23 protein-coding genes and 1 pseudogene are annotated in these 23,037 nt (G+C 59.5%); 21 read left to right on the top strand and 3 right to left on the bottom strand.

What is annotated here, in order from left to right; all coding sequences use genetic code 11:
- Positions 1–32 precede the first annotated feature (32 nt).
- From trxB to infA, 4 genes are all read left to right on the top strand, one after another.
- Complete coding sequence (gene trxB / locus CK486_RS13025) at positions 33–983, top strand: thioredoxin-disulfide reductase (RefSeq protein ID WP_095940748.1); 951 nt, start codon at positions 33–35, stop codon at positions 981–983.
- 39 nt (positions 984–1,022) lie between these two features.
- Positions 1,023–1,703 (top strand): leucyl/phenylalanyl-tRNA--protein transferase, encoded by a 681-nt coding sequence (aat, locus tag CK486_RS13020; RefSeq protein ID WP_095940747.1) that lies wholly within the window; start codon positions 1,023–1,025, stop codon positions 1,701–1,703.
- A gap of 53 nt (positions 1,704–1,756) precedes the next feature.
- Positions 1,757–2,464: an arginyltransferase gene (locus CK486_RS13015; RefSeq protein WP_095940746.1), complete on the top strand. Its 708-nt coding sequence runs from the start codon at positions 1,757–1,759 to the stop codon at positions 2,462–2,464.
- A gap of 103 nt (positions 2,465–2,567) precedes the next feature.
- Positions 2,568–2,786 carry a translation initiation factor IF-1 gene (gene infA / locus CK486_RS13010; RefSeq protein ID WP_002553999.1) on the top strand — a complete coding sequence of 73 codons (219 nt, stop codon included), beginning with the start codon at positions 2,568–2,570 and terminating at the stop codon, positions 2,784–2,786.
- A 52-nt stretch (positions 2,787–2,838) separates the two neighbouring features.
- On the opposite strand, the gene clpA is transcribed toward infA, so the two are convergent.
- Entirely contained in the window at positions 2,839–5,106 is a 2,268-nt protein-coding gene (gene clpA, locus CK486_RS13005; RefSeq protein WP_095940745.1) for an ATP-dependent Clp protease ATP-binding subunit ClpA, read from the bottom strand.
- Positions 5,107–5,134: 28 nt separating this feature from the next.
- Positions 5,135–5,497, bottom strand: a complete 363-nt coding sequence (gene clpS / locus CK486_RS13000; protein WP_095940744.1) for an ATP-dependent Clp protease adapter ClpS — start codon at positions 5,495–5,497, stop codon at positions 5,135–5,137.
- Positions 5,498–5,713: 216 nt separating this feature from the next.
- Here clpS and cspD point away from each other — a divergent pair, with 216 nt between their 5' ends.
- Entirely contained in the window at positions 5,714–5,983 is a 270-nt protein-coding gene (cspD, locus tag CK486_RS12995) for a cold shock domain-containing protein CspD (RefSeq protein WP_095940743.1), read from the top strand.
- 66 nt (positions 5,984–6,049) lie between these two features.
- On the opposite strand, the gene icd is transcribed toward cspD, so the two are convergent.
- Positions 6,050–7,303, bottom strand: a complete 1,254-nt coding sequence (gene icd / locus CK486_RS12990; protein ID WP_095940742.1) for an NADP-dependent isocitrate dehydrogenase — start codon at positions 7,301–7,303, stop codon at positions 6,050–6,052.
- 325 nt (positions 7,304–7,628) lie between these two features.
- Between icd and CK486_RS12985 the strand changes: the two genes are divergently transcribed.
- From CK486_RS12985 to nuoF, 16 genes and pseudogenes are all read left to right on the top strand, one after another.
- The gene (locus tag CK486_RS12985) at positions 7,629–8,072 is read left to right on the top strand and encodes an NUDIX hydrolase (protein WP_095940741.1); all 444 of its coding nucleotides are present in this window, start codon (positions 7,629–7,631) and stop codon (positions 8,070–8,072) included.
- 51 nt (positions 8,073–8,123) lie between these two features.
- Positions 8,124–9,245 carry a tRNA 2-thiouridine(34) synthase MnmA gene (mnmA, locus tag CK486_RS12980; protein ID WP_095940740.1) on the top strand — a complete coding sequence of 374 codons (1,122 nt, stop codon included), beginning with the start codon at positions 8,124–8,126 and terminating at the stop codon, positions 9,243–9,245.
- Positions 9,242–9,862, top strand: coding sequence for a high frequency lysogenization protein HflD (hflD, locus tag CK486_RS12975; protein WP_095940739.1), 621 nt, complete (start codon positions 9,242–9,244; stop codon positions 9,860–9,862). The genes mnmA and hflD overlap by 4 nt, the downstream gene beginning before the upstream one ends.
- A 2-nt stretch (positions 9,863–9,864) precedes the next feature.
- Entirely contained in the window at positions 9,865–10,722 is an 858-nt protein-coding gene (locus tag CK486_RS12970; RefSeq protein ID WP_095940738.1) for a DMT family transporter, read from the top strand.
- Positions 10,723–10,791: 69 nt separating this feature from the next.
- Positions 10,792–12,162, top strand: a complete 1,371-nt coding sequence (purB, locus tag CK486_RS12965; protein WP_095940737.1) for an adenylosuccinate lyase — start codon at positions 10,792–10,794, stop codon at positions 12,160–12,162.
- A gap of 60 nt (positions 12,163–12,222) precedes the next feature.
- A pseudogene (locus CK486_RS12960) lies at positions 12,223–13,391 on the top strand (JmjC domain-containing protein).
- On the top strand, positions 13,384–13,812 hold the full coding sequence (locus tag CK486_RS12955; protein WP_095940736.1) for a GNAT family N-acetyltransferase: 429 nt from the start codon (positions 13,384–13,386) through the stop codon (positions 13,810–13,812). The pseudogene CK486_RS12960 and the gene CK486_RS12955 overlap by 8 nt, the downstream one beginning before the upstream one ends.
- 6 nt (positions 13,813–13,818) lie before the next feature.
- Positions 13,819–14,451, top strand: coding sequence for a histone acetyltransferase HPA2 (locus CK486_RS12950; protein ID WP_095940735.1), 633 nt, complete (start codon positions 13,819–13,821; stop codon positions 14,449–14,451).
- Positions 14,448–15,257 (top strand): secretin N-terminal domain-containing protein, encoded by an 810-nt coding sequence (locus CK486_RS12945; protein ID WP_095940734.1) that lies wholly within the window; start codon positions 14,448–14,450, stop codon positions 15,255–15,257. The genes CK486_RS12950 and CK486_RS12945 overlap by 4 nt, the downstream gene beginning before the upstream one ends.
- A 385-nt stretch (positions 15,258–15,642) precedes the next feature.
- Positions 15,643–17,238, top strand: a complete 1,596-nt coding sequence (locus CK486_RS12940) for an isocitrate lyase (protein ID WP_095940733.1) — start codon at positions 15,643–15,645, stop codon at positions 17,236–17,238.
- Between the two features lie 189 nt (positions 17,239–17,427).
- Positions 17,428–17,916: a DUF4442 domain-containing protein gene (locus CK486_RS12935; RefSeq protein ID WP_095940732.1), complete on the top strand. Its 489-nt coding sequence runs from the start codon at positions 17,428–17,430 to the stop codon at positions 17,914–17,916.
- Between the two features lie 350 nt (positions 17,917–18,266).
- Positions 18,267–18,680 carry an NADH-quinone oxidoreductase subunit A gene (locus CK486_RS12930; RefSeq protein ID WP_095940731.1) on the top strand — a complete coding sequence of 138 codons (414 nt, stop codon included), beginning with the start codon at positions 18,267–18,269 and terminating at the stop codon, positions 18,678–18,680.
- Between the two features lie 10 nt (positions 18,681–18,690).
- A complete protein-coding gene (locus CK486_RS12925) occupies positions 18,691–19,368 on the top strand; it encodes an NADH-quinone oxidoreductase subunit B family protein (RefSeq protein ID WP_095940730.1) in 678 nt (225 codons plus the stop codon).
- A 44-nt stretch (positions 19,369–19,412) separates the two neighbouring features.
- Entirely contained in the window at positions 19,413–21,194 is a 1,782-nt protein-coding gene (gene nuoC / locus CK486_RS12920) for an NADH-quinone oxidoreductase subunit C/D (protein ID WP_095940729.1), read from the top strand.
- Positions 21,195–21,196: 2 nt separating this feature from the next.
- Entirely contained in the window at positions 21,197–21,691 is a 495-nt protein-coding gene (gene nuoE / locus CK486_RS12915) for an NADH-quinone oxidoreductase subunit NuoE (protein ID WP_095940728.1), read from the top strand.
- Entirely contained in the window at positions 21,688–23,016 is a 1,329-nt protein-coding gene (gene nuoF, locus CK486_RS12910) for an NADH-quinone oxidoreductase subunit NuoF (RefSeq protein ID WP_095940727.1), read from the top strand. Before nuoE ends, nuoF begins: the two co-directional genes overlap by 4 nt.
- The last annotated feature ends 21 nt before the right edge of the window (positions 23,017–23,037 follow it).

Here is a 23,037-nt window from a genome sequence, read left to right as displayed (position 1 = left end):
CTTTATGTGACAAAGGCTTATGAGGTGTTTTTATGAGTGAAGTCAAGCATTCGCGCCTGATCATTCTCGGCTCCGGCCCTGCGGGCTATACCGCTGCCGTGTACGCCGCGCGCGCGAACCTCAAGCCCGTGGTCATCACCGGCATCCAGCCTGGCGGCCAATTGACCACCACCACGGAAGTCGACAACTGGCCTGGCGATGTTCACGGCCTGACCGGTCCCGGCCTGATGCAGCGCATGCAGGAGCACGCCGAGCGTTTCGACACCGAAATCGTCTACGACCACATCCATACCGCCGAACTGCAGCAGAAGCCTTTCACCCTCAAGGGTGACAGCGGCACCTACACCTGCGACGCCCTGATCATTGCCACCGGTGCCAGCGCCCAGTACCTCGGCCTGCCGTCCGAAGAAGCCTTTGCCGGCAAGGGCGTTTCGGCCTGCGCCACCTGCGACGGTTTCTTCTACCGCAACCAGGTCGTGTGCGTGGTCGGTGGCGGCAACACCGCGGTCGAAGAGGCCCTGTACCTGGCCAATATCGCCAAGGAAGTGCATCTGATTCATCGCCGCGACAAGCTGCGCTCGGAGAAGATCCTGCAGGACAAGCTGTTCGAGAAAGCGGCCAACGGCAATGTGCGCCTGCACTGGAACCAGACCCTCGATGAAGTACTGGGCGACAACACCGGGGTGACCGGCGTGCGACTCAAGAGCATGCTCGACGGCAGCACTTCCGAGCTGCAGCTGGCCGGTGTATTCATCGCCATCGGCCACAAGCCGAATACCGAGCTGTTCCAGGGCCAGCTGGAGATGCGTGACGGCTATCTGCTGGTCAAGGGCGGCAATGAAGGCAACGCCACCGCGACCAGCATTGACGGTGTGTTTGCTGCCGGCGATGTGGCCGATCACATCTATCGTCAGGCCATTACTTCGGCCGGCGCCGGCTGCATGGCTGCGCTTGATGTCGAAAAATACCTCGACGACCTCTGATCTGACCGGGCCGGCGTTCTGTCGGCCCTCTCCCCTGCCATGCTGACCTGGCTGAGCAAAGACTCCCTGAGCTTCCCTCCCCTGAGCCGCGCCCTGCGCGAGCCAGACGGCTTGCTTGCGGCAGGTGGCGACTTACGGCCTGAACGCATTCTCGCGGCTTACCGGCATGGCTGTTATCCGTGGTATCAGCAAGGCCAACCGATCCTCTGGTGGTCTCCCGACCCACGCTTCGTCCTGTTCCCTCACGAGCTGCATATTTCCCGCACTCTCGGCAAAGTGCTGCGACGCCAGGCCTTCACGATCAGCTATGACCAGGCCTTTGACCGCGTCATCGATGCCTGTGCGGGCCCCCGCAGCTATGCCGATGGCACCTGGATCACCGATGCCATGCGTCAGGCTTATCAGCAGCTGCATCGTCTTGGCCATGCCCACTCGGTTGAGGTCTGGCAGGCCGGAGAGCTGGTTGGCGGCTTATATGGTCTGTGCATCGGCCAGGTGTTCTTTGGCGAGTCGATGTTCAGTCATGCCGACAATGCCTCGAAAGTGGCTTTCGCTCACCTGGTGCCAGATCTGCAGCGCTGGGGCATCCGACTGATCGACTGCCAGATGCAGACTCGTCATCTCGGCAGCTTCGGCGCCAGGGCTATTGAGCGGCAGGCCTTTGCCGAGCAGCTGGCGAAACTGGTTGAGCTGCCCAACAGCGCTGACTGGATCGCCTAGGCGACTTGGTAGCACTGGCTTACACTTACCGGCAGGTTTATCGAGGCGTGATCATGACCGAGCTGGCCCGCCTGAAGTTCTATGCCACGCAGCCACACTCCTGCAGTTACCTGCCCGATGAGCAGGCGACCACGCTATTTCTCGACCCCAGCCAGCCGATGAATGTGCAGCTGTATGCGGAATTGTCCGATCTGGGATTTCGCCGCAGCGGGGATCATCTGTATCGCCCACACTGCCAGAGCTGTAACGCCTGCGTACCTGCGCGCATTCCGGTCGCCGACTTTTGCCCCAATCGCCAGCAGCGCAAGGTCTGGCACCGCAATGCAGACCTGCAGGTGCATCGCGTACGCCCCACTTTCAGCGAGGAATACTACGCGCTCTATGTGCGCTATATCGAACAACGCCACGCCGATGGCGACATGTATCCGCCCAGCCGCGAGCAATTCAGCACCTTTCTGGTTCGCGACCTGCCCTTCAGTCATTTCTTCGAGTTCCGCCTGGAGGGGCGACTGCTGGCGCTAGCAGTAGCTGATCAGCTCTCTACCGGCCTTTCGGCGGTCTACACCTTCTACGATCCGGCTGAAGAGCGGCGCAGCCTTGGCCGTTTTGCTGTGCTCTGGGAAATTGCCGAGTGCCGGCGATTGGGACTGGCGGCAGTTTATCTGGGGTACTGGATCAAGAAGTGCCGCAAAATGAGCTACAAAACCCAGTACCGGCCGCTGGAGCTGCTGATCAATCAGCATTGGAGCCGCCTGACCTGAGCGTCACCCCTTGGCGCCGATGGTGCTTTTCGTGCACAATGCACGCCGTTTTTGTCCGGCCGTCAGCGCCGGTACTTTCTATGGTCACCGAGGGCTTTACTGCATGTCGAAAGAAGACAGCTTCGAAATGGAAGGCACTGTCGTCGACACCCTGCCCAACACCATGTTCCGTGTGGAGTTGGAAAACGGGCACGTCGTTACCGCGCATATCTCCGGCAAGATGCGCAAGAACTACATCCGCATTCTGACTGGCGACAAGGTCCGCGTTGAACTGACGCCGTATGACCTGAGCAAGGGCCGCATCACCTACCGCGCCCGCTAAATCTCAGTGCAAAAAAAGCCCGGCTAATGCCGGGCTTTTTCGTTGCCGGCGATTACGCCGGCTCGGCCTCGGTCTCGATGGCGAACGAGAGCTCGCCATCCTGCAGTTCCACATGGACCACACCGCCGTGATCGGCCAGCTCACCAAACAGAATCTGCTCGGCCAGCGGCCGCTTGATCTTGTCCTGGATCAGCCGGGCCATAGGCCGTGCGCCCATCATGGCGTCGTAGCCACGCTCAGCCAGCCAGCCTTTGGCAGCATCGCTGACAAGAAGCTGCACGTGCTTGTCCTCCAGTTGCGCCTGCAGCTCGGTGAGGAACTTGTCGACCACGCTCTTGATAACTTCATGACTCAGGCGACCAAACTGGATAATGCTGTCAAGCCGGTTACGGAACTCGGGCGTGAAGCTCTTCTTGATGACTTCCATGGCATCGCTGGAGTGATCCTGCAGGGTGAAACCAATCGACGCCCGTGAAGCGGTTTCCGCACCGGCGTTGGTGGTCATGATCAGAATCACGCTGCGGAAGTCCGCCTTACGCCCGTTATTGTCGGTCAGAGTGCCGTGATCCATGACCTGCAGAAGCAGGTTGAATACTTCGGGGTGGGCCTTCTCGATTTCATCGAGCAGCAGCACGCAGTGCGGTTGCTTGGTGATGGCTTCGGTGAGCAGCCCCCCCTGATCAAAGCCCACATAGCCTGGCGGTGCACCAATCAGGCGCGAGACAGTGTGGCGCTCCATGTACTCGGACATGTCGAAGCGCACCAGCTCGACCCCCAGAGCACGAGCCAGCTGACGGGCCACTTCGGTTTTACCTACCCCGGTGGGGCCTGCAAAAAGGAAGGAACCGACTGGCTTATCCGGCGACTTCAGACCGGCGCGGGACAACTTGATGGCGGTTGCCAGTGACTCGATCGCATCATCCTGGCCAAAGACCGTCAGCTTGAGATCCCGCTCGAGGTTCTGCAGCAGCTCTTTGTCAGAGGTAGTGACATGCTTCGGCGGAATGCGTGCGATCTTGGCGACGATATCCTCAACCTCCGGAACATCGATGCACTTGGCGCGCTTGGATTCCGGCTGCAGTCGCTGGAATGCGCCGGCTTCATCGATCACATCGATAGCCTTGTCCGGCATGTGGCGATCGTTGATGTAACGCGAGGCCAGCTCAGCCGCTGCACGCAGGGCTTCATCGCTGTAGGAGATGCCATGGTGCTGTTCGAAACGGCCCTTGAGCCCCTTGAGAATACCGATGGTGTCTTCCACTGAAGGCTCGACTACATCAACCTTCTGGAAGCGACGGGCCAAGGCACGATCTTTTTCGAAAATGCCACGGAATTCCTGGAACGTGGTCGAGCCAATGCAGCGAATCTCACCGGAGGACAGCATCGGCTTGAGCAGGTTGGAGGCATCCATCACCCCGCCCGATGCAGCACCTGCGCCGATGATGGTGTGAATTTCATCGATGAACAGAATCGCATGCGGGCGTTTACGCAGCTCATTGAGCAGTGCCTTGAAGCGCTTTTCGAAATCGCCGCGGTATTTGGTGCCCGCCAGCAAGGCACCAAGATCAAGCGAGTAGACCACGCTGTCAGCCAGCAAATCAGGGACGTCGCCATCCACAATGCGCTTGGCCAGGCCCTCGGCGATGGCAGTTTTGCCAACGCCGGCCTCACCAACCAGGAGCGGGTTGTTTTTGCGCCGGCGCGCCAGAATCTGGGCTACTCGCTCGACTTCGGTTTCGCGACCGACCAGAGGATCAATACGTCCCAGACGAGCCTGCTCGTTCAGATTGCTGGCGTAGGCGTCGAGAGGATGGTTGGTAGCAGCCGCTTCGCCGCCCTCTTCATCCTGCATTTCCTCGTTGTCGTGGCTTTCATTGTGACCGGGTACCTTGGAGATGCCGTGGGCAATGAAGTTGACAACGTCGATCCGCGCCACGCTTTGCTGCTTGAGCAGGAATACTGCCTGGCTTTCCTGCTCGCTGAAGATCGCCACAAGCACGTTGGCGCCAGTCACTTCACGCTTGCCCGAGCTCTGCACATGGAACACCGCACGTTGCAAGACGCGCTGAAACCCAAGCGTCGGCTGGGTTTCACGATCTTCCTCATGCACAGGAATAAGCGGCGTCGTGGAGTCAATGAACTCCTGTAGATCACGGCGCAATTTATCCAAATTCGCAGCACAGGCGCGCAGCACATTGGCGGCCGCCTCGTTGTCGAGCAGAGCCAGCAGCAGATGCTCGACTGTCATGAACTCGTGGCGTTTGGCCCGGGCGTCCTTGAAGGCCAGATTGAGGGTGACTTCTAATTCGCGATTCAACATGACTTCACCTCATTCCACACAGCCAGCATCAGTTGTCCTTCTCAATTTCACAGAGTAGCGGGTGCTGGCACTCGCGGGCGTACTGATTGACCTGCATTGCCTTGGTCTCAGCAATGTCGCGGGTGTAGACCCCGCAAACGGCCTTACCTTCGGTATGCACGGTCAGCATCACCTTGGTGGCTTTTTCGCGATTCATCGCAAAGAAGACCTCCAGCACCTCCACCACAAAGTCCATTGGTGTGTAGTCATCATTAAACAGGATCACCTTGTACATCGGCGGAGCCTGAAGTTTTGGGCGCGCTTCCTGCACGGCCAAGCCGGAGGCATCATCCTCACGGGCATCGGGATGATCCTGATTTGATGTTAGTTGAATCTGGCTGCTTGCACGCATGCTGGCTCGGTAACTCAGGTCGAGTGGACAAGCGGCACGGGAGAGAGATTGACCGGCTTCGCAAGGTTGCCGTCGCGTGCCTTGACTAAAGGGAAAAGAGTGTTAAAACCAATAAATACCCATTACGGGTATCAGGTACCCGCGCCGGCAATGATTGCCTACGGGTTGAAGTTGATGATACTCCAGTGATGGAGTGCTTTGCAGAGGGATATCAGCATGATCAGCGGTAAGGTCAAGTGGTTCAACAACGCCAAGGGCTATGGGTTCATCCTCGCTGATGGCCGAGATGAGGACCTGTTCGCCCACTTCTCCGCCATTCAGATGGATGGCTACAAGACCCTGAAGGCCGGCCAGGCCGTCCAGTTCGACATTATCCAGGGGCCTAAGGGGCTGCACGCGGTGAACATCAGTGCGGCCGGAGCAGTCTCTGCCAAACCGAACGAAGAAGCACTCTCCCCTGCCGCACAGGTACCCGCCGAAGCCTGATGCAGAGCAAAACGCGCACATGAAAAAGGCCGGTCACTGACCGGCCTTTTTAGTTCCTGCACCCAATTACATGTGCTGGATCATTGCGTCGCCGAACTCCGAGCAGGACAGCAGTGTCGCACCCTCCATCAGGCGTTCGAAGTCATAGGTCACGGTCTTGGCGGCAATCGCGCCATTGGTGCCCTTGATGATCAGATCGGCTGCTTCGGTCCAGCCCATGTGGCGCAGCATCATCTCGGCAGAAAGGATGACAGAGCCCGGGTTGACCTTGTCCTGACCGGCGTACTTCGGCGCGGTGCCGTGAGTGGCCTCGAACATGGCAACGGTGTCGGACAGGTTGGCGCCCGGCGCAATGCCGATGCCGCCTACTTCAGCCGCCAGGGCGTCGGACAGGTAGTCGCCGTTCAGGTTCAGGGTGGCAATCACGTCGTACTCGGCCGGGCGCAGCAGGATCTGCTGAAGCATGGCGTCGGCGATGGCGTCCTTGACCACGACCTTGCGGCCGGTTTTCGGGTTGGTGAACTGCATCCACGGACCACCGTCCAGCAGCTCGGCGCCGAACTCGTCACGCGCAACTTCGTAGCCCCAATCCTTGAAGGCACCTTCGGTGAACTTCATGATGTTGCCCTTGTGCACGATGGTCAGCGACTCGCGGTCGTTGTCCACGATGTACTGCAAGGCTTTGCGTACCAGACGCTTGGTGCCTTCCTTGGAGACCGGCTTGACGCCGATGCCGCAGTCCTGGTCGAAACGAATCTTGGTGACGCCCATTTCCTCTTTGAGGAACTTGATGACCTTGTTGGCCTCGGGCGAACCGGCTTTCCACTCAATGCCGGCATAGATGTCTTCCGAGTTCTCGCGGAAGATGGTCATATCCACGTCACCGGGCTTTTTCACCGGGCTTGGCACACCTTCGAACCAGCGAACCGGGCGCAGGCAGACATACAGATCGAGCTGCTGGCGCAGAGCCACGTTCAGCGAGCGGATACCGCCACCGACCGGAGTAGTCAGCGGGCCTTTGATCGATACGACGTAGTCACGTACCGCGTCGAGGGTTTCCTGCGGCAGCCAGGTGTCCTGGTCGTAGACCTGGGTGGCTTTTTCGCCGGCGTAGACTTCCATCCAGGAGATCTTGCGTTCGCCGCCGTAGGCTTTCTGCACAGCAGCATCAACCACCTTGATCATGACCGGGCTGATATCGACGCCAATGCCATCACCTTCGATAAAGGGGATGATCGGGTTGTTCGGCACGTTCAGGGACATATCGGCATTGACGGTGATTTTGTCACCGGCCGGTACCTGGATTTTCTGGTATCCCATGCTGGACTCCGTTTTTGTGTGATCTGTCATCTACCGCGCGGGTGGCGTGATAGAGGGCTCTTTTGGGTCTCATAAGAAGCGCTTCATTCTTGTAGTTTTTCTACAAGATGTCACGCATTTTCATTGCCTTGCTTACAATTCGTTGCGCTCTATCCAAGGGCTGAAGGCCCTATTCAGCCATGTGTAGTGCCGAATGCGCATGTGGCTGCCACTTCACGGAATGGGAGCCGCTTTAAATCTAGCAGTTGCCAAGCAGAATGCTTGAGACTCGCCGCTCAGTGCCTCCGACGTTAAGATCCGCGCACAAGTTTCAGGAGCCCGTGTGATGCGTTTTATTCCTCATGTGACCGTGGCCACGGTAGTGGAGGATCAGGGACGTTTTCTCCTGGTCGAAGAAATGGCCGGCGGCCGTGCAGTATTTAACCAGCCTGCTGGCCATCTGGAAGCCGACGAAAGTCTTATCGAGGCCGCGTTGCGCGAAACGCTGGAGGAAACCGGTTGGCATGTTGAGCTGACGGGCGTCACTGGCATCTATCTCTATACCGCTCCCAGCAATGGCATTACCTATCAGCGCGTGTGTTTTGCGGCCAAGCCGCTGCGCCATGATCCGGAGCTTAAGCTCGACGAGGGCATTATCGGTCCGCGCTGGATGAGCCGCGACGAGCTGGCCGCCGATCCTCAGCGCTGGCGCAGTGAGTTGGTACTGCGATGTGTTGATGATTATCTGGCCGGGGAGTGCTTTCCGCTGGCGTTGATTCGCCAAGGCTAACGGCGGCGGGCAGGCAGCTGCTAGAATCGCGCTTTTGCCGTACTGATCATCATGCAAACTCCAGCCAATACCCGCGTCATCGTCGGCATGTCCGGCGGCGTCGATTCCTCGGTTTCTGCCTTGCTGCTGCTTGAACAGGGTTATCAGGTCGAAGGCCTGTTCATGAAAAACTGGGAGGAAGATGACGGCAGCGAGTACTGCACTGCCAAGGAAGATATGGCCGACGCCCAGGCCGTGTGCGACCGCATCGGCATCAAGCTGCATACTGCCAACTTCGCCGCCGAGTACTGGGACAACGTATTCGAGCACTTCCTGGCCGAATACAAGGCCGGTCGCACGCCGAATCCGGACATCCTGTGCAACCGCGAAATCAAGTTCAAAGCGTTCCTGGACTACGCCCTGTCGCTCGGCGCCGACCTGATCGCCACTGGTCACTATGTGCGCCGTCGCGATATCGATGGTCGCAGCGAGCTGCTCAAGGGCCTCGATCCGAACAAGGACCAGAGCTACTTCCTGCACGCCGTGGGCGGTGAGCAGATCGCCAGGACACTGTTCCCGGTGGGTGAACTGGAAAAGCCGCAGGTGCGTGCGATTGCCGAGAAGCATGGCCTGGCAACCGCCAAGAAAAAGGATTCGACCGGCATCTGCTTCATCGGCGAGCGTCGTTTCAGCGACTTCCTCAAGCAGTATCTGCCCGCTCAGCCCGGTGATATCGAGACCACTGATGGCGATGTTATCGGTCGTCATCATGGCCTGATGTATCACACACTGGGTCAGCGTCAGGGGCTGGGCATTGGCGGCATGAAGGACGCCAGTGACGAGCCTTGGTATGTACTGGCCAAAGATCTCAAGCGCAACGTGCTGGTCGTGGGCCAGGGTAATAATCACCCGTGGCTGTTTGCCGAAGCCTTGCAGGCGACTGAAATCTTCTGGGTCAACCCGGTTGATCTCAGCACTCCGCGGCGACTGACCGCCAAGGTGCGTTACCGCCAGGGCGACCAGGCCTGCGTACTCAGTCATGATCCGCAGCATGGTTACCGCGTGGTCTTCGATGAGCCACAGCGTGCGGTCACCCCAGGACAATCCGTGGTCTTCTATGACGGTGAAGCCTGCCTAGGGGGCGGCGTGATCGAGCGAGCCGAACCTGATCATCTGGCGGAGAATCGCGCATGACCGCCCTTGAAGAGCAACTGGTTGCGCTCGGCGCAGTGTTCGCTGCCGCCAGCCTGGCTGATCGTATCGCCCGCACCGGCCAGGTTCCCGAAGCCCCCGTAGCCTGCCTGATTGGCAGTCTGCTGGTGCGCAACCCGAGCAACACCCTCGAGGTGTACGGCGGCGATACGTTGAACCTCAAGGATGGCTTCAAGGCACTGGCCAGCGCCCTGGAGCGCAATCCGGCCAGTCTGCAGCGTGAACCATTGCGCTATGCCCTGGCCCTGCTCGGCCTTGAGCGGCAGTTGAATGCCCGTAATGACCTGCTCGAGATCATGGGGTCCCGTCTGGATCAGATCGAGCAGCAGGTTCAGCACTTTGGTGTTGCCCACGAAAATGTCATCGCGGCCTGTGGTGGTCTGTATCAGGACACCATCAGTACCTTCCGCCAGCGCATTCAGGTCCATGGCGATATGCGCTTTCTCCAGCAACCGGCCAATGCCGCGAAGATTCGCGCCCTGCTGCTGGCCGGTATTCGTGCGGCACGTCTCTGGCACCAGCTCGGCGGCCGACGCTGGCAGCTGCTTTTCAGTCGTCGCAAGCTGCTCAATACCCTGTATCCGCTGATTCGTAACTGAGCATGGCCACCCGCAGCTTAAAGCCAGTGCAGGGCGCCCTGTTGCTGGCCTTGTCGGCCTTGCTGTTCTCGCTGATGGGCGTACTGATCCGCGAGGTTTCCAGCACCGCAGGCAACGAAGCTGTGGTGTTCTTTCGCAACCTGATCGGCGTGCTGGCCTTTCTGCCACTGGTACTGCTCAAAGGCGTGGCGCCCTTGCACACCCGGCGCCTCAAGTCCCATCTGTGGCGCAGCGGTTTCGGCCTGCTGGCCATGTACTGCTTCTTTTACGCCATTGCGCACCTGCCTCTGGCTGATGCCATGGTGTTTACCTATTCGGCGCCGGTGTTTACTCCGTTGATAGCCTGGTGGTGGCTGAAGGAGCCGCTGACGCGTCAGATGCAGATCACCTCACTGGTGGGCTTTGCCGGCGTTTTGCTGGTCGCCAAACCCAGTGACGCCCTGTTCGACAGCCTGTCACTGGTCGGGTTGGCGGCCAGCATCCTGGCGGCCTTTGCCTTTGTCTCGATCCGCGAGATGAGCGATACCGAGCCGGCGTTTCGCATGGTGTTCTATTTCGCCCTGTTCAGCACGCTCGGCTCGACAGTGCCCTTTGTTCTGACCTGGCAACCGTTGAGTGACACCACCCTGCTGTTGCTGGTTGCTGTCGGGGTTATGGCGACCATCAGCCAGCTGGCCATGTCCAAGGCCTATACCCTGGCGCCGCCCGGGCTGATCGGTCCGTTCGCTTACCTGGCGATTGTCTTCAGTGGTCTGCTGGCCTGGCTGCGCTGGGGCGAAACCCCTGACCTGTGGTCGGTGCTGGGAACCCTGCTGATATTCGGCGCCAGCCTCAGTGCGGTCATCCGGCGTAAGCGCTGAGCAAGCGCAGTACCGATTCTTCCGTTATAATCTGCGCCCCATTTTTGCCCGACTCGCCGAGAACGCCCCATGCAGCTCTCCTCGCTCACTGCAGTTTCCCCCGTAGATGGCCGCTACGCCGGCAAGACCAGCGCCCTGCGCCCGATCTTCAGTGAATACGGTCTGATTCGCTGCCGCGTTCTGGTTGAAGTGCGTTGGCTGCAGCGTCTGGCCAATCATCCGGGCATCACCGAGGTGGCGCCCTTCTCTGCCGAGGCCAATGCCTTGCTCAACGAGCTGGCCGAAAACTTTGCCATCGAGCATGCCGAGCGGGTCAAGGAATTCGAACGCACCACCAACCACGACGTCAAAGCCGTGGAATACCTGCTCAAGGAGCAGGCCAAGCGTCTGCCGGAACTGGCGGCGGTCAACGAGTTCATCCATTTCGCCTGCACCAGCGAGGACATCAACAACCTGTCCCACGCCCTGATGCTGCGCGAAGGTCGCGACACTGTGCTGCTGCCGCTGATGCGCCAGATTGCCGAGTCCATCCGTGCCCTGGCCGTACAGTTCGCCGACGTACCGATGCTGTCGCGCACCCACGGCCAGCCTGCGTCGCCCACCACGCTGGGCAAGGAGCTGGCTAACGTCGTCTACCGACTGGAGCGCCAGATCGCGCAAGTGGCTGCCGTGCCGCTGCTGGGCAAAATCAACGGCGCCGTGGGCAACTACAACGCGCACCTGTCGGCCTACCCGGAAATCGACTGGGAAGCCAATGCCCGCGAATTTATCGAAGGTGACCTGGGTCTGCAGTTCAACCCCTACACCACTCAGATCGAGCCGCACGACTACATTGCCGAGCTGTTCGATGCCATTGCCCGCTTCAACACCATCCTCATCGACTTCGACCGCGACGTCTGGGGCTACATCTCCCTCGGCTACTTCAAGCAGAAGACTGTTGCCGGCGAGATCGGCTCCTCGACCATGCCGCACAAGGTCAACCCGATCGACTTCGAGAACTCCGAGGGCAACCTGGGCATCGCCAACGCCATCTTCCAACACCTGGCCAGCAAGCTGCCGATTTCGCGCTGGCAGCGTGACCTGACCGATTCCACCGTGCTGCGCAACCTCGGCGTCGGTTTCGCTCACAGCGTCATCGCTTACGAAGCCAGCCTCAAGGGCATCGGCAAGCTTGAACTGAACGAAGTGCGCATCGCCGAAGACCTCGATGCCTGCTGGGAAGTGCTGGCCGAGCCGGTACAGACCGTGATGCGCCGTTACGGCATCGAAAACCCCTACGAGAAGCTCAAGGAGCTGACTCGTGGCAAAGGCATTTCCGCTGCCGCGCTGCAAACTTTCATCGACAGCCTCGACATGCCGGAAGCAGCCAAGGCCGAACTGCGTCAGATGACCCCTGCCAGCTACATCGGCAATGCCGCTGCGCAAGCCAAGCGCGTCTGACAGGCGCCTCAAAATTGCACGCCCGGCTGTGCCGGGCGTTTTTATTTCAAAGGTTTAACTATGAATCCTGACACTCCACTGCAACTGCTGGGCGGCCTGACTGCTCGTGAATTTCTGCGCGATTACTGGCAGAAAAAGCCGCTGCTAATCCGTCAGGCCATTCCTGATTTCGTCAGCCCACTGACACCGGATGAGCTGGCCGGCCTGTCGCTGGAAGAGGAAATCGAATCACGCCTGGTGCTTGAGCATGGCGAGCATCCCTGGGAGCTGCGTCGCGGCCCGTTTGCCGACGACACCTACAGCCAACTGCCGGAGCGCGACTGGACCCTGCTGGTGCAGGCCGTCGATCAGTTCATACCCGAAGTGGCCGAGCTGCTGGAGCATTTCCGCTTCCTGCCCAGCTGGCGCATCGACGATGTGATGATCAGCTACGCTGCTCCCGGTGGCGGTGTTGGTCCGCACTTCGACAACTACGATGTTTTCCTGCTGCAGGGCTATGGTCAGCGTCGCTGGCAGATCGGTCAGATGTGCGACAGCGACAGCCCGCTGCTGGCACATGCCGACCTGCGCATCCTGGCCGAGTTCGCCGGTACCGACGAATGGGTGCTGGAGCCCGGCGACATGTTGTACCTGCCGCCACGCCTGGCGCATTTCGGCACTGCCGTGGACGACTGCATGACCTATTCGATTGGCTTCGCGCCCCCAGCGCGGCGGAAGTACTGACCCACTTCACGGATTTCCTCGCACAGTTTCTCAGTGACGAGGAACGCTACAGCGATGCCGACATCCAGCCGGTAGTCAGCGATCCGGCGCAGATTCAGCGCGATGCTCTGGAACGACTCAAAGGCCTGCTCAACGAGCACATGAGTGATGAGCGCCTGCTGTTGACCTGGTTTGGCCAGTTCATGACCGAGCCCCGCTACCCCGAGCTCGTGGCTGGCGAAGAGCTGGAAGAAGATGATCTGCTCAGCGCACTCGAACAGGGCGCCGTGATCATCCGCAATCCCAGTGCGCGCCTGGCGTGGAGCGAGGTTGATGACGATCTGCTGCTGTTTGCCAGCGGCCAGAGCCGACTGCTTCCCGGCAACCTGCGCGAACTACTGAAGCTGGTGTGCAGCGCCGATGCCCTGCACGCCGAGAATCTCGGCCAATGGTTGGAAGATGAAGACGGGCGTAAGCTTGTCAACGAACTGATCAAGCAAGGAAGTCTGGGGTTCGCCGATGAATAGCATCAGCGTACGCGTTGCTGACTGGCAGAAAGACAATGCCGATCTGCGCCGCATCCGCGAAAAGGTCTTTATAGCGGAGCAGGCTGTGCCGCCTGAGCTGGAGTGGGACAACGAAGATGCACAAGCTGTGCACTTCCTGGCCTACGAGGGTGACTATGCGATTGGTACTGCGCGCCTGCTGCCCGATGGCCAGATCGGCCGCGTTTCCGTGCTCAAAGACTGGCGCGGACTGAATGTAGGCGATGCCCTGCTGGCTGCGGTCATTGCCGAAGCCGAACGGCGCGGCCTGCATGAACAGCGCCTGTCGGCACAGGTACAGGCCACGCCGTTCTATGAGCGGCACGGCTTTCGCGTCCTCAGTGAGGAGTACCTGGATGCCGGCATCCCTCACGTGGACATGCTGCGCCAACAGTCGAGCTGAGCCATCATGAGCGAGCGCCCGGAAGACGAAATTCCTGCCCCAGACCACGAGTTGCCGGCCATTGAATTCGACTCTCCCGGGCGTTTTGCCATTCATAACCCCGCGAGCCAGCCCGCGACGACAGCAACGCCGGAGCCTGCGCCGTTCCAGCTGGGGCAACATCAGGCTCTGGAGCGCTTTGCCTCGGCCGATCATGCACGCGCTCATGCCCTTGCATTACTGCAACAGGCCAGGCGGCGCATCTGCATTTACAGCAACGATCTGGAGCCCTGGCTGTACAACCACAGCAGCATGCAGGATGCCTGCGCCCAGCTGCTGCTGGCCAACCCGCGCAACCAGCTGTGCATCCTGGTGCAGGATGCACGTCGTGCCGTGCAGGACGGTCATCGTCTGATCACGCTCAGTCGCCGGCTGTCGAGCAACTGCAGTATTCGCCGTGTCCATCCGGAGCACCCTGCCAGTGACGGCAGCTTTCTGCTGGTTGATGACTGCGCCTTGTGGATGCGGCCAGAGCTCAGCCAATATTCCGGATATGTCTACTACAGCAATCCGGGACGCCTGAGGCAGCAGTTGCAGCTGTTCGAACAGGCCTGGATCTACAGCCTGAGTGATCCCGATCTGAGGAGCTTCCTGTTATGACCATGCGTCGCTGGCTCGCCCTTTCACTGCTGTTTATCAGCCCACCCGTCCTGGCGGCGACCGAGCTGATTCAGCTCAACTACCGGACCGCCGACGAAGTGATTGGCGTGGTGCAGTCGATGCTGGCCGGTGAAGGCCGGGTCAGTAGTTATGGCAACCAGCTGGTGATCAATGCCGACGCCTCCAAAATCGAAGAGATCCGCCAGCTGGTGGCGCAACTGGACACGGCGCCACGCCGACTCCTGATCAGTGTCGATACCAGCGAGTCTGCCGCAGGCGATACTGAAGGCTATCGCGTCGACGGCTCGGCAAGCGCTGGCAATGTCGAGATCGAAACGGGTCGCGGTGAAGTCCAGGGGCGCGATCAGGTCCGCATTATTCGCCGCAGCACTGACAGCCGACGTGGCGGCGTCCAGCAGATTCAGGCAAGCGAGGGCTACCCGGCACTGATTCAGGTTGGTCAGAGTGTGCCACTGACCAGCACCAGTGTCGGCCCCTATGGCCAGGTTTACAGCAACACCGAATACCGCAATGTCACCCAGGGGTTCTATGTCACCGCATCGGTGACCGGTCAAATGGTGCATTTGAGCATCAGCAGCAACAACGACCGCCTCAGCCAGCACCAGCCTGGCGTGATTGACGTGCAAAGCGCCGACACCCGGGTCAGCGGCCGTCTTGGCGAATGGATACAACTGGGCGGTGTCAGCGAGCAAAGCCAGGGAGACAGTCGTGGCTTTCTGCAACGTCGCTCTACCCAAGGCTACAGCGACTCCAATATGCGCATCAAGGTCGAGGCACTCGACTGATCGGTCGGAAAATGTAGTGACCGATAGTCGGCACTACAAATTGATTGACGCCCGCGCCAGCTAGGCGCATCATTGCCGCGCTCCCGCTAGCCAGAGGCTTTGAAAGCCTCCAGATCATCGCGAAGAACTTCAACATGATCTGTGTCTTACCAGCCCACAAGGCCGTTCGACGAGGTTGCGACTGGAACGAGGTTGTCCTGAGGGACGGGGAAGCGTAACGATCAACTGCTGTGTCGCCCCCATCGAAGCTCTTCGATAAGCGATTCTGTCAGTACAGCCCCCGCCTTTGCGTCAATCCGTGTCAGTCAGCATCTTCGGCGTTCTGCGGCGTGTAGCCGGATGGGAACCAGGTGCTTAACCAAACACATACTTTGAAGGATTGACCATGTCAGCTTATCAAAACGACATCAAAGCCGTTGCCGCACTGAAAGAAGCTGCCGGCAGCAGCTGGAGCGCTATCAACCCGGAATCGGTTGCCCGCATGCGCGCACAGAACCGTTTCAAGACCGGTCTGGAAATCGCTCAGTACACCGCCGACATCATGCGCAAAGACATGGCTGAGTACGATGCTGACTCCTCCAAGTACACCCAGTCGCTGGGTTGCTGGCACGGCTTCATCGGCCAGCAGAAGCTGATCGCCATCAAGAAGCACCTGGGCACCACCAACAAGCGCTACCTGTACCTGTCCGGCTGGATGGTTGCTGCTCTGCGTTCCGACTTCGGCCCGCTGCCGGACCAGTCGATGCACGAGAAGACTGCAGTTTCCGATCTGATCGAAGAGCTGTACACCTTCCTGCGTCAGGCTGACAGCCGTGAACTGGACCTGCTGTTCACCGCTCTGGACGCCGCTCGCGCTGCCGGCGACAACGCCAAAGCTGCTGAGATCCAGAACCAGATCGACAACTACGAAACTCACATCGTACCGATCATTGCCGACATCGACGCTGGTTTCGGTAACCCGGAAGCCACCTACCTGCTGGCCAAGCGCATGATCGAAGCAGGCGCTTGCTGCATCCAGATCGAAAACCAGGTTTCCGACGAGAAGCAGTGCGGTCACCAAGACGGTAAAGTCACCGTTCCGCACGCTGACTTCCTGGCCAAGATCGCTGCCGTTCGCTACGCCTTCCTGGAACTGGGTATCGACAACGGTGTGATCGTTGCTCGTACCGACTCCCTGGGCGCTGGCCTGACCAAGCAGATCGCCGTGACCAAAGAGCCGGGCGACCTGGGCGACCTGTACAACTCCTTCCTGGATTGCGAAGAAGTGGCTGCTGCCGATCTGGGCAACGGCGACGTTGTGATCAACCGCGGTGGCAAGCTGCTGCGTCCGAAGCGTCTGCCGTCCAACCTGTTCCAGTTCCGCGCTGGCACCGGCGAAGACCGTTGCGTACTGGACTGCATCACCTCGCTGCAGAACGGTGCTGACCTGCTGTGGATCGAAACCGAGAAGCCGCACGTTGGCCAGATTAAAGGCATGGTTGACCGCATCCGCGAAGTCATTCCGAACGCCAAGCTGGTGTACAACAACAGCCCGTCCTTCAACTGGACCCTGAACTTCCGTCAGCAAGTGTTCGACGCGTTCGTTGCCGAAGGCAAAGACGTTTCCGCTTACGACCGCGCCAAGCTGATGAGCGTCGAGTACGACGAAACTGAACTGGCTCAGGTTGCTGACGAGAAGATCCGTACCTTCCAGCGCGATGGTTCGGCTCACGCCGGCATCTTCCACCACCTGATCACTCTGCCGACCTACCACACCGCCGCACTGTCGACCGACAACCTGGCCAAAGGTTACTTCGCCGATCAGGGCATGCTGGCCTACGTGAAGGGTGTTCAGCGTCAAGAGCTGCGTCAGGGCATCGCTTGCGTCAAGCACCAGAACATGGCTGGTTCCGACATCGGTGACAACCACAAAGAGTACTTCGCTGGCGAAGCCGCTCTGAAGGCCTCCGGTAAAGACAACACCATGAACCAGTTCCACTAATAGGAACCGGCTCAAGCGGGAGGCTGCAGTCGCTCCTCCCGCTCGTGTTGATCAGCAAACCCCAGCTCCGGCTGGGGTTTGTCGTTTCTGCGGTTTGACTTTCATGACACGCAATCCCGCCTCACCCGCCACAGGCGAGGCTCGATTCGAGACGGACAATTCTGCTTTCTCTATTTGAAGGAAGCACCTATGCCAGCAAATCGGCTCAGTCGCGCAGTAAATCTCATCAATCACCTGCCTCGCCGTGTTCAGCCAGCACTCCTCAGCCTGCTGTTCGCCAGTCAGGTACGCTTTGCCGGCACAGCGAGAGTCCGTATCAACAGTCTCACACAGCAGCAAGCCTGCCTGACGTTGCGCGACAGGAACCGTGTGCGTAACCATGTGGGGAGCATCCATGCCGCCGCCATGGCGTTGCTCGCCGAGTCAGCCACAGGCTTTCTGGTCGGCATGAGCGTGCCAGACACCCATCTGCTGCTGATCAAGACTTTGCGCGTTGACTATAAAAAGCGCGCTATCGGCAATCTTCACGCGGTAGCCACATTGACAGCCGAACAACTGTCCGCTGTTGCGACCCAGTCGCGTGGAGAGGTCACAGTGCAGGTGGAGGTCACGGACGAGTCAGGCCAGTCACCTATCGCCTGCGAGATGATCTGGGCCTGGCTGCCTCGCCAGAGCTAAGGCCTTAGATCTATTTTCCCGCGCTCATTATCAGATAAGCCCAGAGCCATGCCAGCAGTGAATGCGAATCAGTATCGATTATGAGTTATAAAATGCGGACATAAATGGATATTGGCTGGCCATTCGACATAAGCCTGATATACCTGTGAATAGCCCTGCAAGCCTTGCAGCACTAAGAGAAAGCTCTCCTAAGCTGTTATTGGCTATCCATTTTTTCTGTTAGATAAATTTACTTGTCTACACTTAGACGCTTAGAATTAGAGGAATTTAAGCCGACCAAAAATCAAATATTGGTCACATATTGAACGCAATATTCAATATGTCACCCAACGAGATAAAGGAGCGCCGGCGTGACTGAATCCACCGCCCTACTCGCCCACAACTGGGCTTTCGGTCTTTTCCTCTTGGCCGTGTTTGGCCTCATCGCTTTCATGCTTGGGGTTTCCAGTCTGCTCGGTAGCCGTGCCTGGGGGCGCAGCAAGAACGAGCCGTTCGAATCCGGCATGCTGCCGACCGGCAGCGCGCGTCTGCGCCTGTCCGCCAAGTTCTATCTGGTCGCGATGCTCTTCGTGATCTTCGACGTTGAAGCCCTATTTCTCTTCGCCTGGTCGGTATCCGTTCGCGAAAGCGGGTGGGCCGGCTTTATCGAGGCTACCATTTTCATCGCAATTCTGTTGGCAGGTCTTGTCTATCTTTGGCGTATCGGCGCGCTCGACTGGGCGCCCGAAGCACGTCGCAAGCGGCAGGCGAAGCTGAAACAATGAGGCTTTGGCAATGCAATACAAACTTACTCGGATCGATCCGGATGCGCCTAACGAGCAGTATCCGATCGGCGAGCGGGAGACAGTCCAGGACCCGCTGCTAGAAGATCAGGTTCACAAGAACATCTTCATGGGCAAGCTTGAAGATGTACTGCACAAGACCGTCAACTGGGGGCGCAAGAATTCCTTGTGGCCCTACAACTTCGGTCTTTCCTGCTGCTATGTGGAAATGACGACTGCCTTCACCGCGCCGCATGACATTGCCCGCTTTGGTGCTGAGGTGATTCGTGCGTCTCCGCGCCAGGCAGACTTCATGGTGGTCGCTGGTACCTGTTTCGTGAAGATGGCCCCGGTCATCCAGCGTCTGTACGAGCAGATGCTGGAGCCAAAGTGGGTCATTTCCATGGGTTCCTGTGCCAACTCCGGCGGCATGTACGACATCTATTCGGTGGTCCAGGGCGTGGACAAGTTTCTGCCGGTGGATGTGTATGTGCCGGGTTGCCCGCCCCGTCCCGAGGCTTTCCTGCAAGCGCTGATGCTGTTGCAGGACTCCATCGGTGAGGAGCGCCGCCCGTTGTCCTGGGTGGTTGGTGAGCAAGGCGTTTACCGCGCCGAGATGCCAGCCCAGAAGGACTTGCGCCGTGAACAGCGTATTCAGGTAACCAACCTGCGCAGCCCGGACGAAGTGTAAGCCTGCTGGCTTACCATTCCGTTGACCCGACAGCGACTGAGAACATGACTGCAGACTCCGCTCTGTACATCCCGCCTTACAAGGCCGACGACCAAGATGTGGTCGTCGAACTGAATTCGCGCTTTGGCGCGGAAACTTTCGTCATTCAGCCGACGCGTACCGGTATGCCCGTGATCTGGGTGCCGCGCGACAAGCTGGTTGAAGTGCTGACCTTCCTGCGTCAGCTGCCCAAGCCCTACGTCATGCTGTACGACCTTCATGGCGTCGACGAGCGCCTGCGTACCCAGCGCCAGGGCTTGCCAGCCGCCGACTACAGTGTGTTCTATCACCTGCTGTCGATTGAGCGGAACAGCGATGTCATGCTGAAGGTCGCCTTGCACGAAGGCGACCTCAACCTGCCGACCGCCACCAAGATCTGGCCGAATGCCAACTGGTATGAGCGCGAAGTGTGGGACCTGTACGGCATCACCTTCCAGGGCCACCCGCACCTGACCCGCATCATGATGCCGCCGACCTGGGAAGGCCATCCGCTGCGTAAGGACTACCCGGCTCGGGCGACCGAGTTTGATCCGTTCAGCCTGACCCTGGCCAAACAGCAGCTCGAAGAAGAAGCGGCTCGTTTCAACCCCGAAGACTGGGGCATGAAGCGCAAGAGCGAACATGAGGACTACATGTTCCTCAACCTCGGCCCCAACCACCCTTCCGCACACGGTGCGTTCCGCATCATTCTGCAGCTGGATGGTGAAGAGATCGTCGACTGCGTACCGGAGATCGGTTACCACCACCGTGGCGCCGAGAAGATGGCCGAGCGCCAAAGCTGGCACAGTTTCATTCCCTACACCGACCGTATCGACTACCTCGGTGGGGTAATGAACAACCTCCCCTACGTCCTTGCCGTCGAGAAACTGGCCGGGATCAAGGTGCCGGACCGCGTCGACTTCATCCGCGTGATGATGGCCGAGTTCTTCCGCATCACCAGTCACCTGCTGTTCCTGGGTACCTATATTCAGGACGTCGGTGCGATGACTCCGGTGTTCTTCACCTTCACCGACCGCCAGCGCGCCTACAAGGTGATCGAAGCCGTGACCGGTTTCCGACTGCACCCGGCCTGGTACCGTATCGGTGGCGTGGCGCACGATTTGCCGCGCGGCTGGGACAAGCTGGTCAAGGAATTCGTTGACTGGCTGCCCAAGCGCCTGGACGAATACGAAAAGGCCGCTCTGCAGAACAGCATCCTCATCGGTCGTACCAAAGGTGTTGCTCAGTACAACACCAAGGAAGCTCTTGAATGGGGTGTTACCGGTGCCGGCCTGCGCTCTACTGGCTGCGACTTCGACCTGCGTAAGGCTCGCCCCTACTCGGGTTATGAGAACTTCGAATTCGAAGTACCGCTAGCCCATAACGGTGACGCCTACGACCGCTGCATGGTGCGTGTCGAGGAGATGCGCCAGAGCATCCGCATCATCGATCAGTGCCTGAAGAACATGCCGGCAGGCCCGTTCAAAGCGGACCACCCGCTGACGACGCCGCCGCCGAAAGAGCGCACCCTGCAGCACATCGAAACCCTGATCACTCACTTCCTGCAGGTTTCCTGGGGGCCGGTCATGCCGGCCAACGAAGCCTTCCAGATGATCGAGGCGACCAAGGGCATCAACAGTTATTACCTGACGAGCGATGGCAGCACCATGAGCTACCGGACGCGTATCCGCACGCCGAGCTTCGCCCACCTGCAGCAGATTCCTTCGGTGATCCGCGGCAGCATGGTGGCTGACCTGATTGCCTATCTGGGCAGTATCGACTTCGTTATGGCTGACGTGGACCGCTAAGCATGAGCACGTTGATCCAGACTGACCGTTTCGTCCTCAGCGACACCGAGCGCTCGGCCATCGAGCACGAGATGCATCACTACGAAGACCCGCGCGCGGCGTCCATCGAAGCACTGAAAATCGTGCAGAAAGAGCGTGGCTGGGTGCCGGACGGCGCTGCCGACGCCATTGGCGCCATCCTCGGCATTCCGGCCAGTGACGTTGAGGGTGTGGCTACCTTTTACAGCCAGATCTTCCGCCAGCCGGTTGGCCGCCACATCATTCGCGTGTGCGACAGCATGACCTGCTTTATTGGCGGTCACGAATCGATCCTCGGCAGTATCAAGAGCCAGCTGGGTATCGCCCCGGGGCAGACCACCGCCGATGGCCGCTTCACCCTGCTGCCGGTGTGCTGCCTGGGCAACTGTGACAAGGCACCGGCACTGATGATCGATGATGACACCTTCGGCAACGTTGATGCCGGCAGTGTTGCCCAGCTACTGGAGGCCTACGCATGACTCTCACCTCCATGGGCCCGGCCAATCGCATTGCCCGCAGCGCCGAGACCCATCCGCTGACCTGGCGCCTGCGTGAAGACGGCGAGCCAGTGTGGCTGGCCGAGTATCAGGCCAAGAACGGCTACACCGCTGCGCGTAAAGCGCTCATCGACATGGCCCAGGCCGACATTGTACAGACCGTCAAAGACTCCGGGCTCAAGGGTCGCGGTGGCGCGGGCTTCCCTACCGGGGTCAAGTGGGGGCTGATGCCCAACGATGAGTCCATGAACATCCGCTACCTGCTGTGCAATGCGGACGAAATGGAGCCCAACACCTGGAAAGACCGCATGCTCATGGAGCAGCAGCCGCACCTGCTGATCGAAGGCATGCTGATTTCCGCGCGCGCGCTCAAAGCCTACCGTGGCTATATCTTCCTGCGCGGCGAGTATGTGGATGCGGCACGCAACCTGAACAAGGCCATTGATGAAGCCAAGGCTGCCGGTCTGCTGGGCAAGAACATTCTGGGCAGCGGATTCGACTTCGAGCTGTTCGTGCATACCGGCGCCGGTCGCTACATCTGCGGCGAAGAAACAGCACTGATCAACTCGCTGGAAGGCCGTCGCGCCAACCCGCGTTCCAAGCCGCCTTTCCCGGCAGCGGTGGGTGTCTGGGGCAAGCCGACTTGCGTCAACAACGTCGAAACCCTGTGCAATGTCCCCGCCATCGTCGGCAACGGTGTTGACTGGTACAAATCCCTGGCACGCCCCGGCAGTGAAGACCACGGCACCAAGCTGATGGGTTTCTCCGGCAAGGTGAAGAACCCCGGCCTGTGGGAATTGCCCTTTGGTATCCCGGCTCGAGAGCTGTTTGAAGACTACGCTGGCGGTATGCGCGATGGCTTCAAGCTCAAGGCCTGGCAGCCGGGCGGTGCGGGCACTGGTTTCCTTCTGCCGGAACACCTGGATGCGCCGATGTTTGCCGGCGGCATCGCCAAGGTTGGCACCCGTATGGGCACCGGTCTGGCTCTGGCGGTCGACGACTCGATCAACATGGTCTCGCTGCTGCGCAACATGGAAGAGTTCTTTGCCCGTGAGTCCTGTGGCTGGTGCACGCCGTGTCGTGATGGCCTGCCCTGGAGCGTCAAGGTGTTGCGAGCACTTGAGCGTGGCGATGGTCAGGCTGGCGATCTCGAGACACTCGAGATGCTTGTGACCTCGCTCGGCCCAGGCCGCACCTTCTGTGCGCATGCGCCGGGTGCCGTGGAGCCGCTAGGCAGCGCGTTGAAGTATTTCCGCCCCGAGTTCGAGGCGGGTATCGCCAAACAGGCAGCCGCCGTACCGGCATGAATACAGTGACCGCAGGCGTGG

It is taken from the genome of Pseudomonas sp. HAR-UPW-AIA-41, assembly GCF_002304225.1.
GTDB lineage: Bacteria > Pseudomonadota > Gammaproteobacteria > Pseudomonadales > Pseudomonadaceae > Aquipseudomonas.
Note: the sequence above shows the minus strand (reverse complement) of the source record. Positions and strands in the feature narration are given on the sequence as shown.

Bases quoted from the DNA above. Each gene is read 5' to 3' on its own strand.
- trxB (WP_095940748.1), top strand. From the start codon at position 33: ATGAGTGAAGTCAAGCATTCGCGCCTGATCATTCTCGGCTCCGGCCCT.
- aat (WP_095940747.1), top strand. From the start codon at position 1,023: ATGCTGACCTGGCTGAGCAAAGACTCCCTGAGCTTCCCTCCCCTGAGC.
- CK486_RS13015 (WP_095940746.1), top strand. From the start codon at position 1,757: ATGACCGAGCTGGCCCGCCTGAAGTTCTATGCCACGCAGCCACACTCC.
- infA (WP_002553999.1), top strand. From the start codon at position 2,568: ATGTCGAAAGAAGACAGCTTCGAAATGGAAGGCACTGTCGTCGACACC.
- clpA (WP_095940745.1), bottom strand. From the start codon at position 5,106: ATGTTGAATCGCGAATTAGAAGTCACCCTCAATCTGGCCTTCAAGGAC.
- clpS (WP_095940744.1), bottom strand. From the start codon at position 5,497: ATGCGTGCAAGCAGCCAGATTCAACTAACATCAAATCAGGATCATCCC.
- cspD (WP_095940743.1), top strand. From the start codon at position 5,714: ATGATCAGCGGTAAGGTCAAGTGGTTCAACAACGCCAAGGGCTATGGG.
- icd (WP_095940742.1), bottom strand. From the start codon at position 7,303: ATGGGATACCAGAAAATCCAGGTACCGGCCGGTGACAAAATCACCGTC.
- CK486_RS12985 (WP_095940741.1), top strand. From the start codon at position 7,629: ATGCGTTTTATTCCTCATGTGACCGTGGCCACGGTAGTGGAGGATCAG.
- mnmA (WP_095940740.1), top strand. From the start codon at position 8,124: ATGCAAACTCCAGCCAATACCCGCGTCATCGTCGGCATGTCCGGCGGC.
- hflD (WP_095940739.1), top strand. From the start codon at position 9,242: ATGACCGCCCTTGAAGAGCAACTGGTTGCGCTCGGCGCAGTGTTCGCT.
- CK486_RS12970 (WP_095940738.1), top strand. From the start codon at position 9,865: ATGGCCACCCGCAGCTTAAAGCCAGTGCAGGGCGCCCTGTTGCTGGCC.
- purB (WP_095940737.1), top strand. From the start codon at position 10,792: ATGCAGCTCTCCTCGCTCACTGCAGTTTCCCCCGTAGATGGCCGCTAC.
- CK486_RS12955 (WP_095940736.1), top strand. From the start codon at position 13,384: ATGAATAGCATCAGCGTACGCGTTGCTGACTGGCAGAAAGACAATGCC.
- CK486_RS12950 (WP_095940735.1), top strand. From the start codon at position 13,819: ATGAGCGAGCGCCCGGAAGACGAAATTCCTGCCCCAGACCACGAGTTG.
- CK486_RS12945 (WP_095940734.1), top strand. From the start codon at position 14,448: ATGACCATGCGTCGCTGGCTCGCCCTTTCACTGCTGTTTATCAGCCCA.
- CK486_RS12940 (WP_095940733.1), top strand. From the start codon at position 15,643: ATGTCAGCTTATCAAAACGACATCAAAGCCGTTGCCGCACTGAAAGAA.
- CK486_RS12935 (WP_095940732.1), top strand. From the start codon at position 17,428: ATGCCAGCAAATCGGCTCAGTCGCGCAGTAAATCTCATCAATCACCTG.
- CK486_RS12925 (WP_095940730.1), top strand. From the start codon at position 18,691: ATGCAATACAAACTTACTCGGATCGATCCGGATGCGCCTAACGAGCAG.
- nuoC (WP_095940729.1), top strand. From the start codon at position 19,413: ATGACTGCAGACTCCGCTCTGTACATCCCGCCTTACAAGGCCGACGAC.
- nuoE (WP_095940728.1), top strand. From the start codon at position 21,197: ATGAGCACGTTGATCCAGACTGACCGTTTCGTCCTCAGCGACACCGAG.
- nuoF (WP_095940727.1), top strand. From the start codon at position 21,688: ATGACTCTCACCTCCATGGGCCCGGCCAATCGCATTGCCCGCAGCGCC.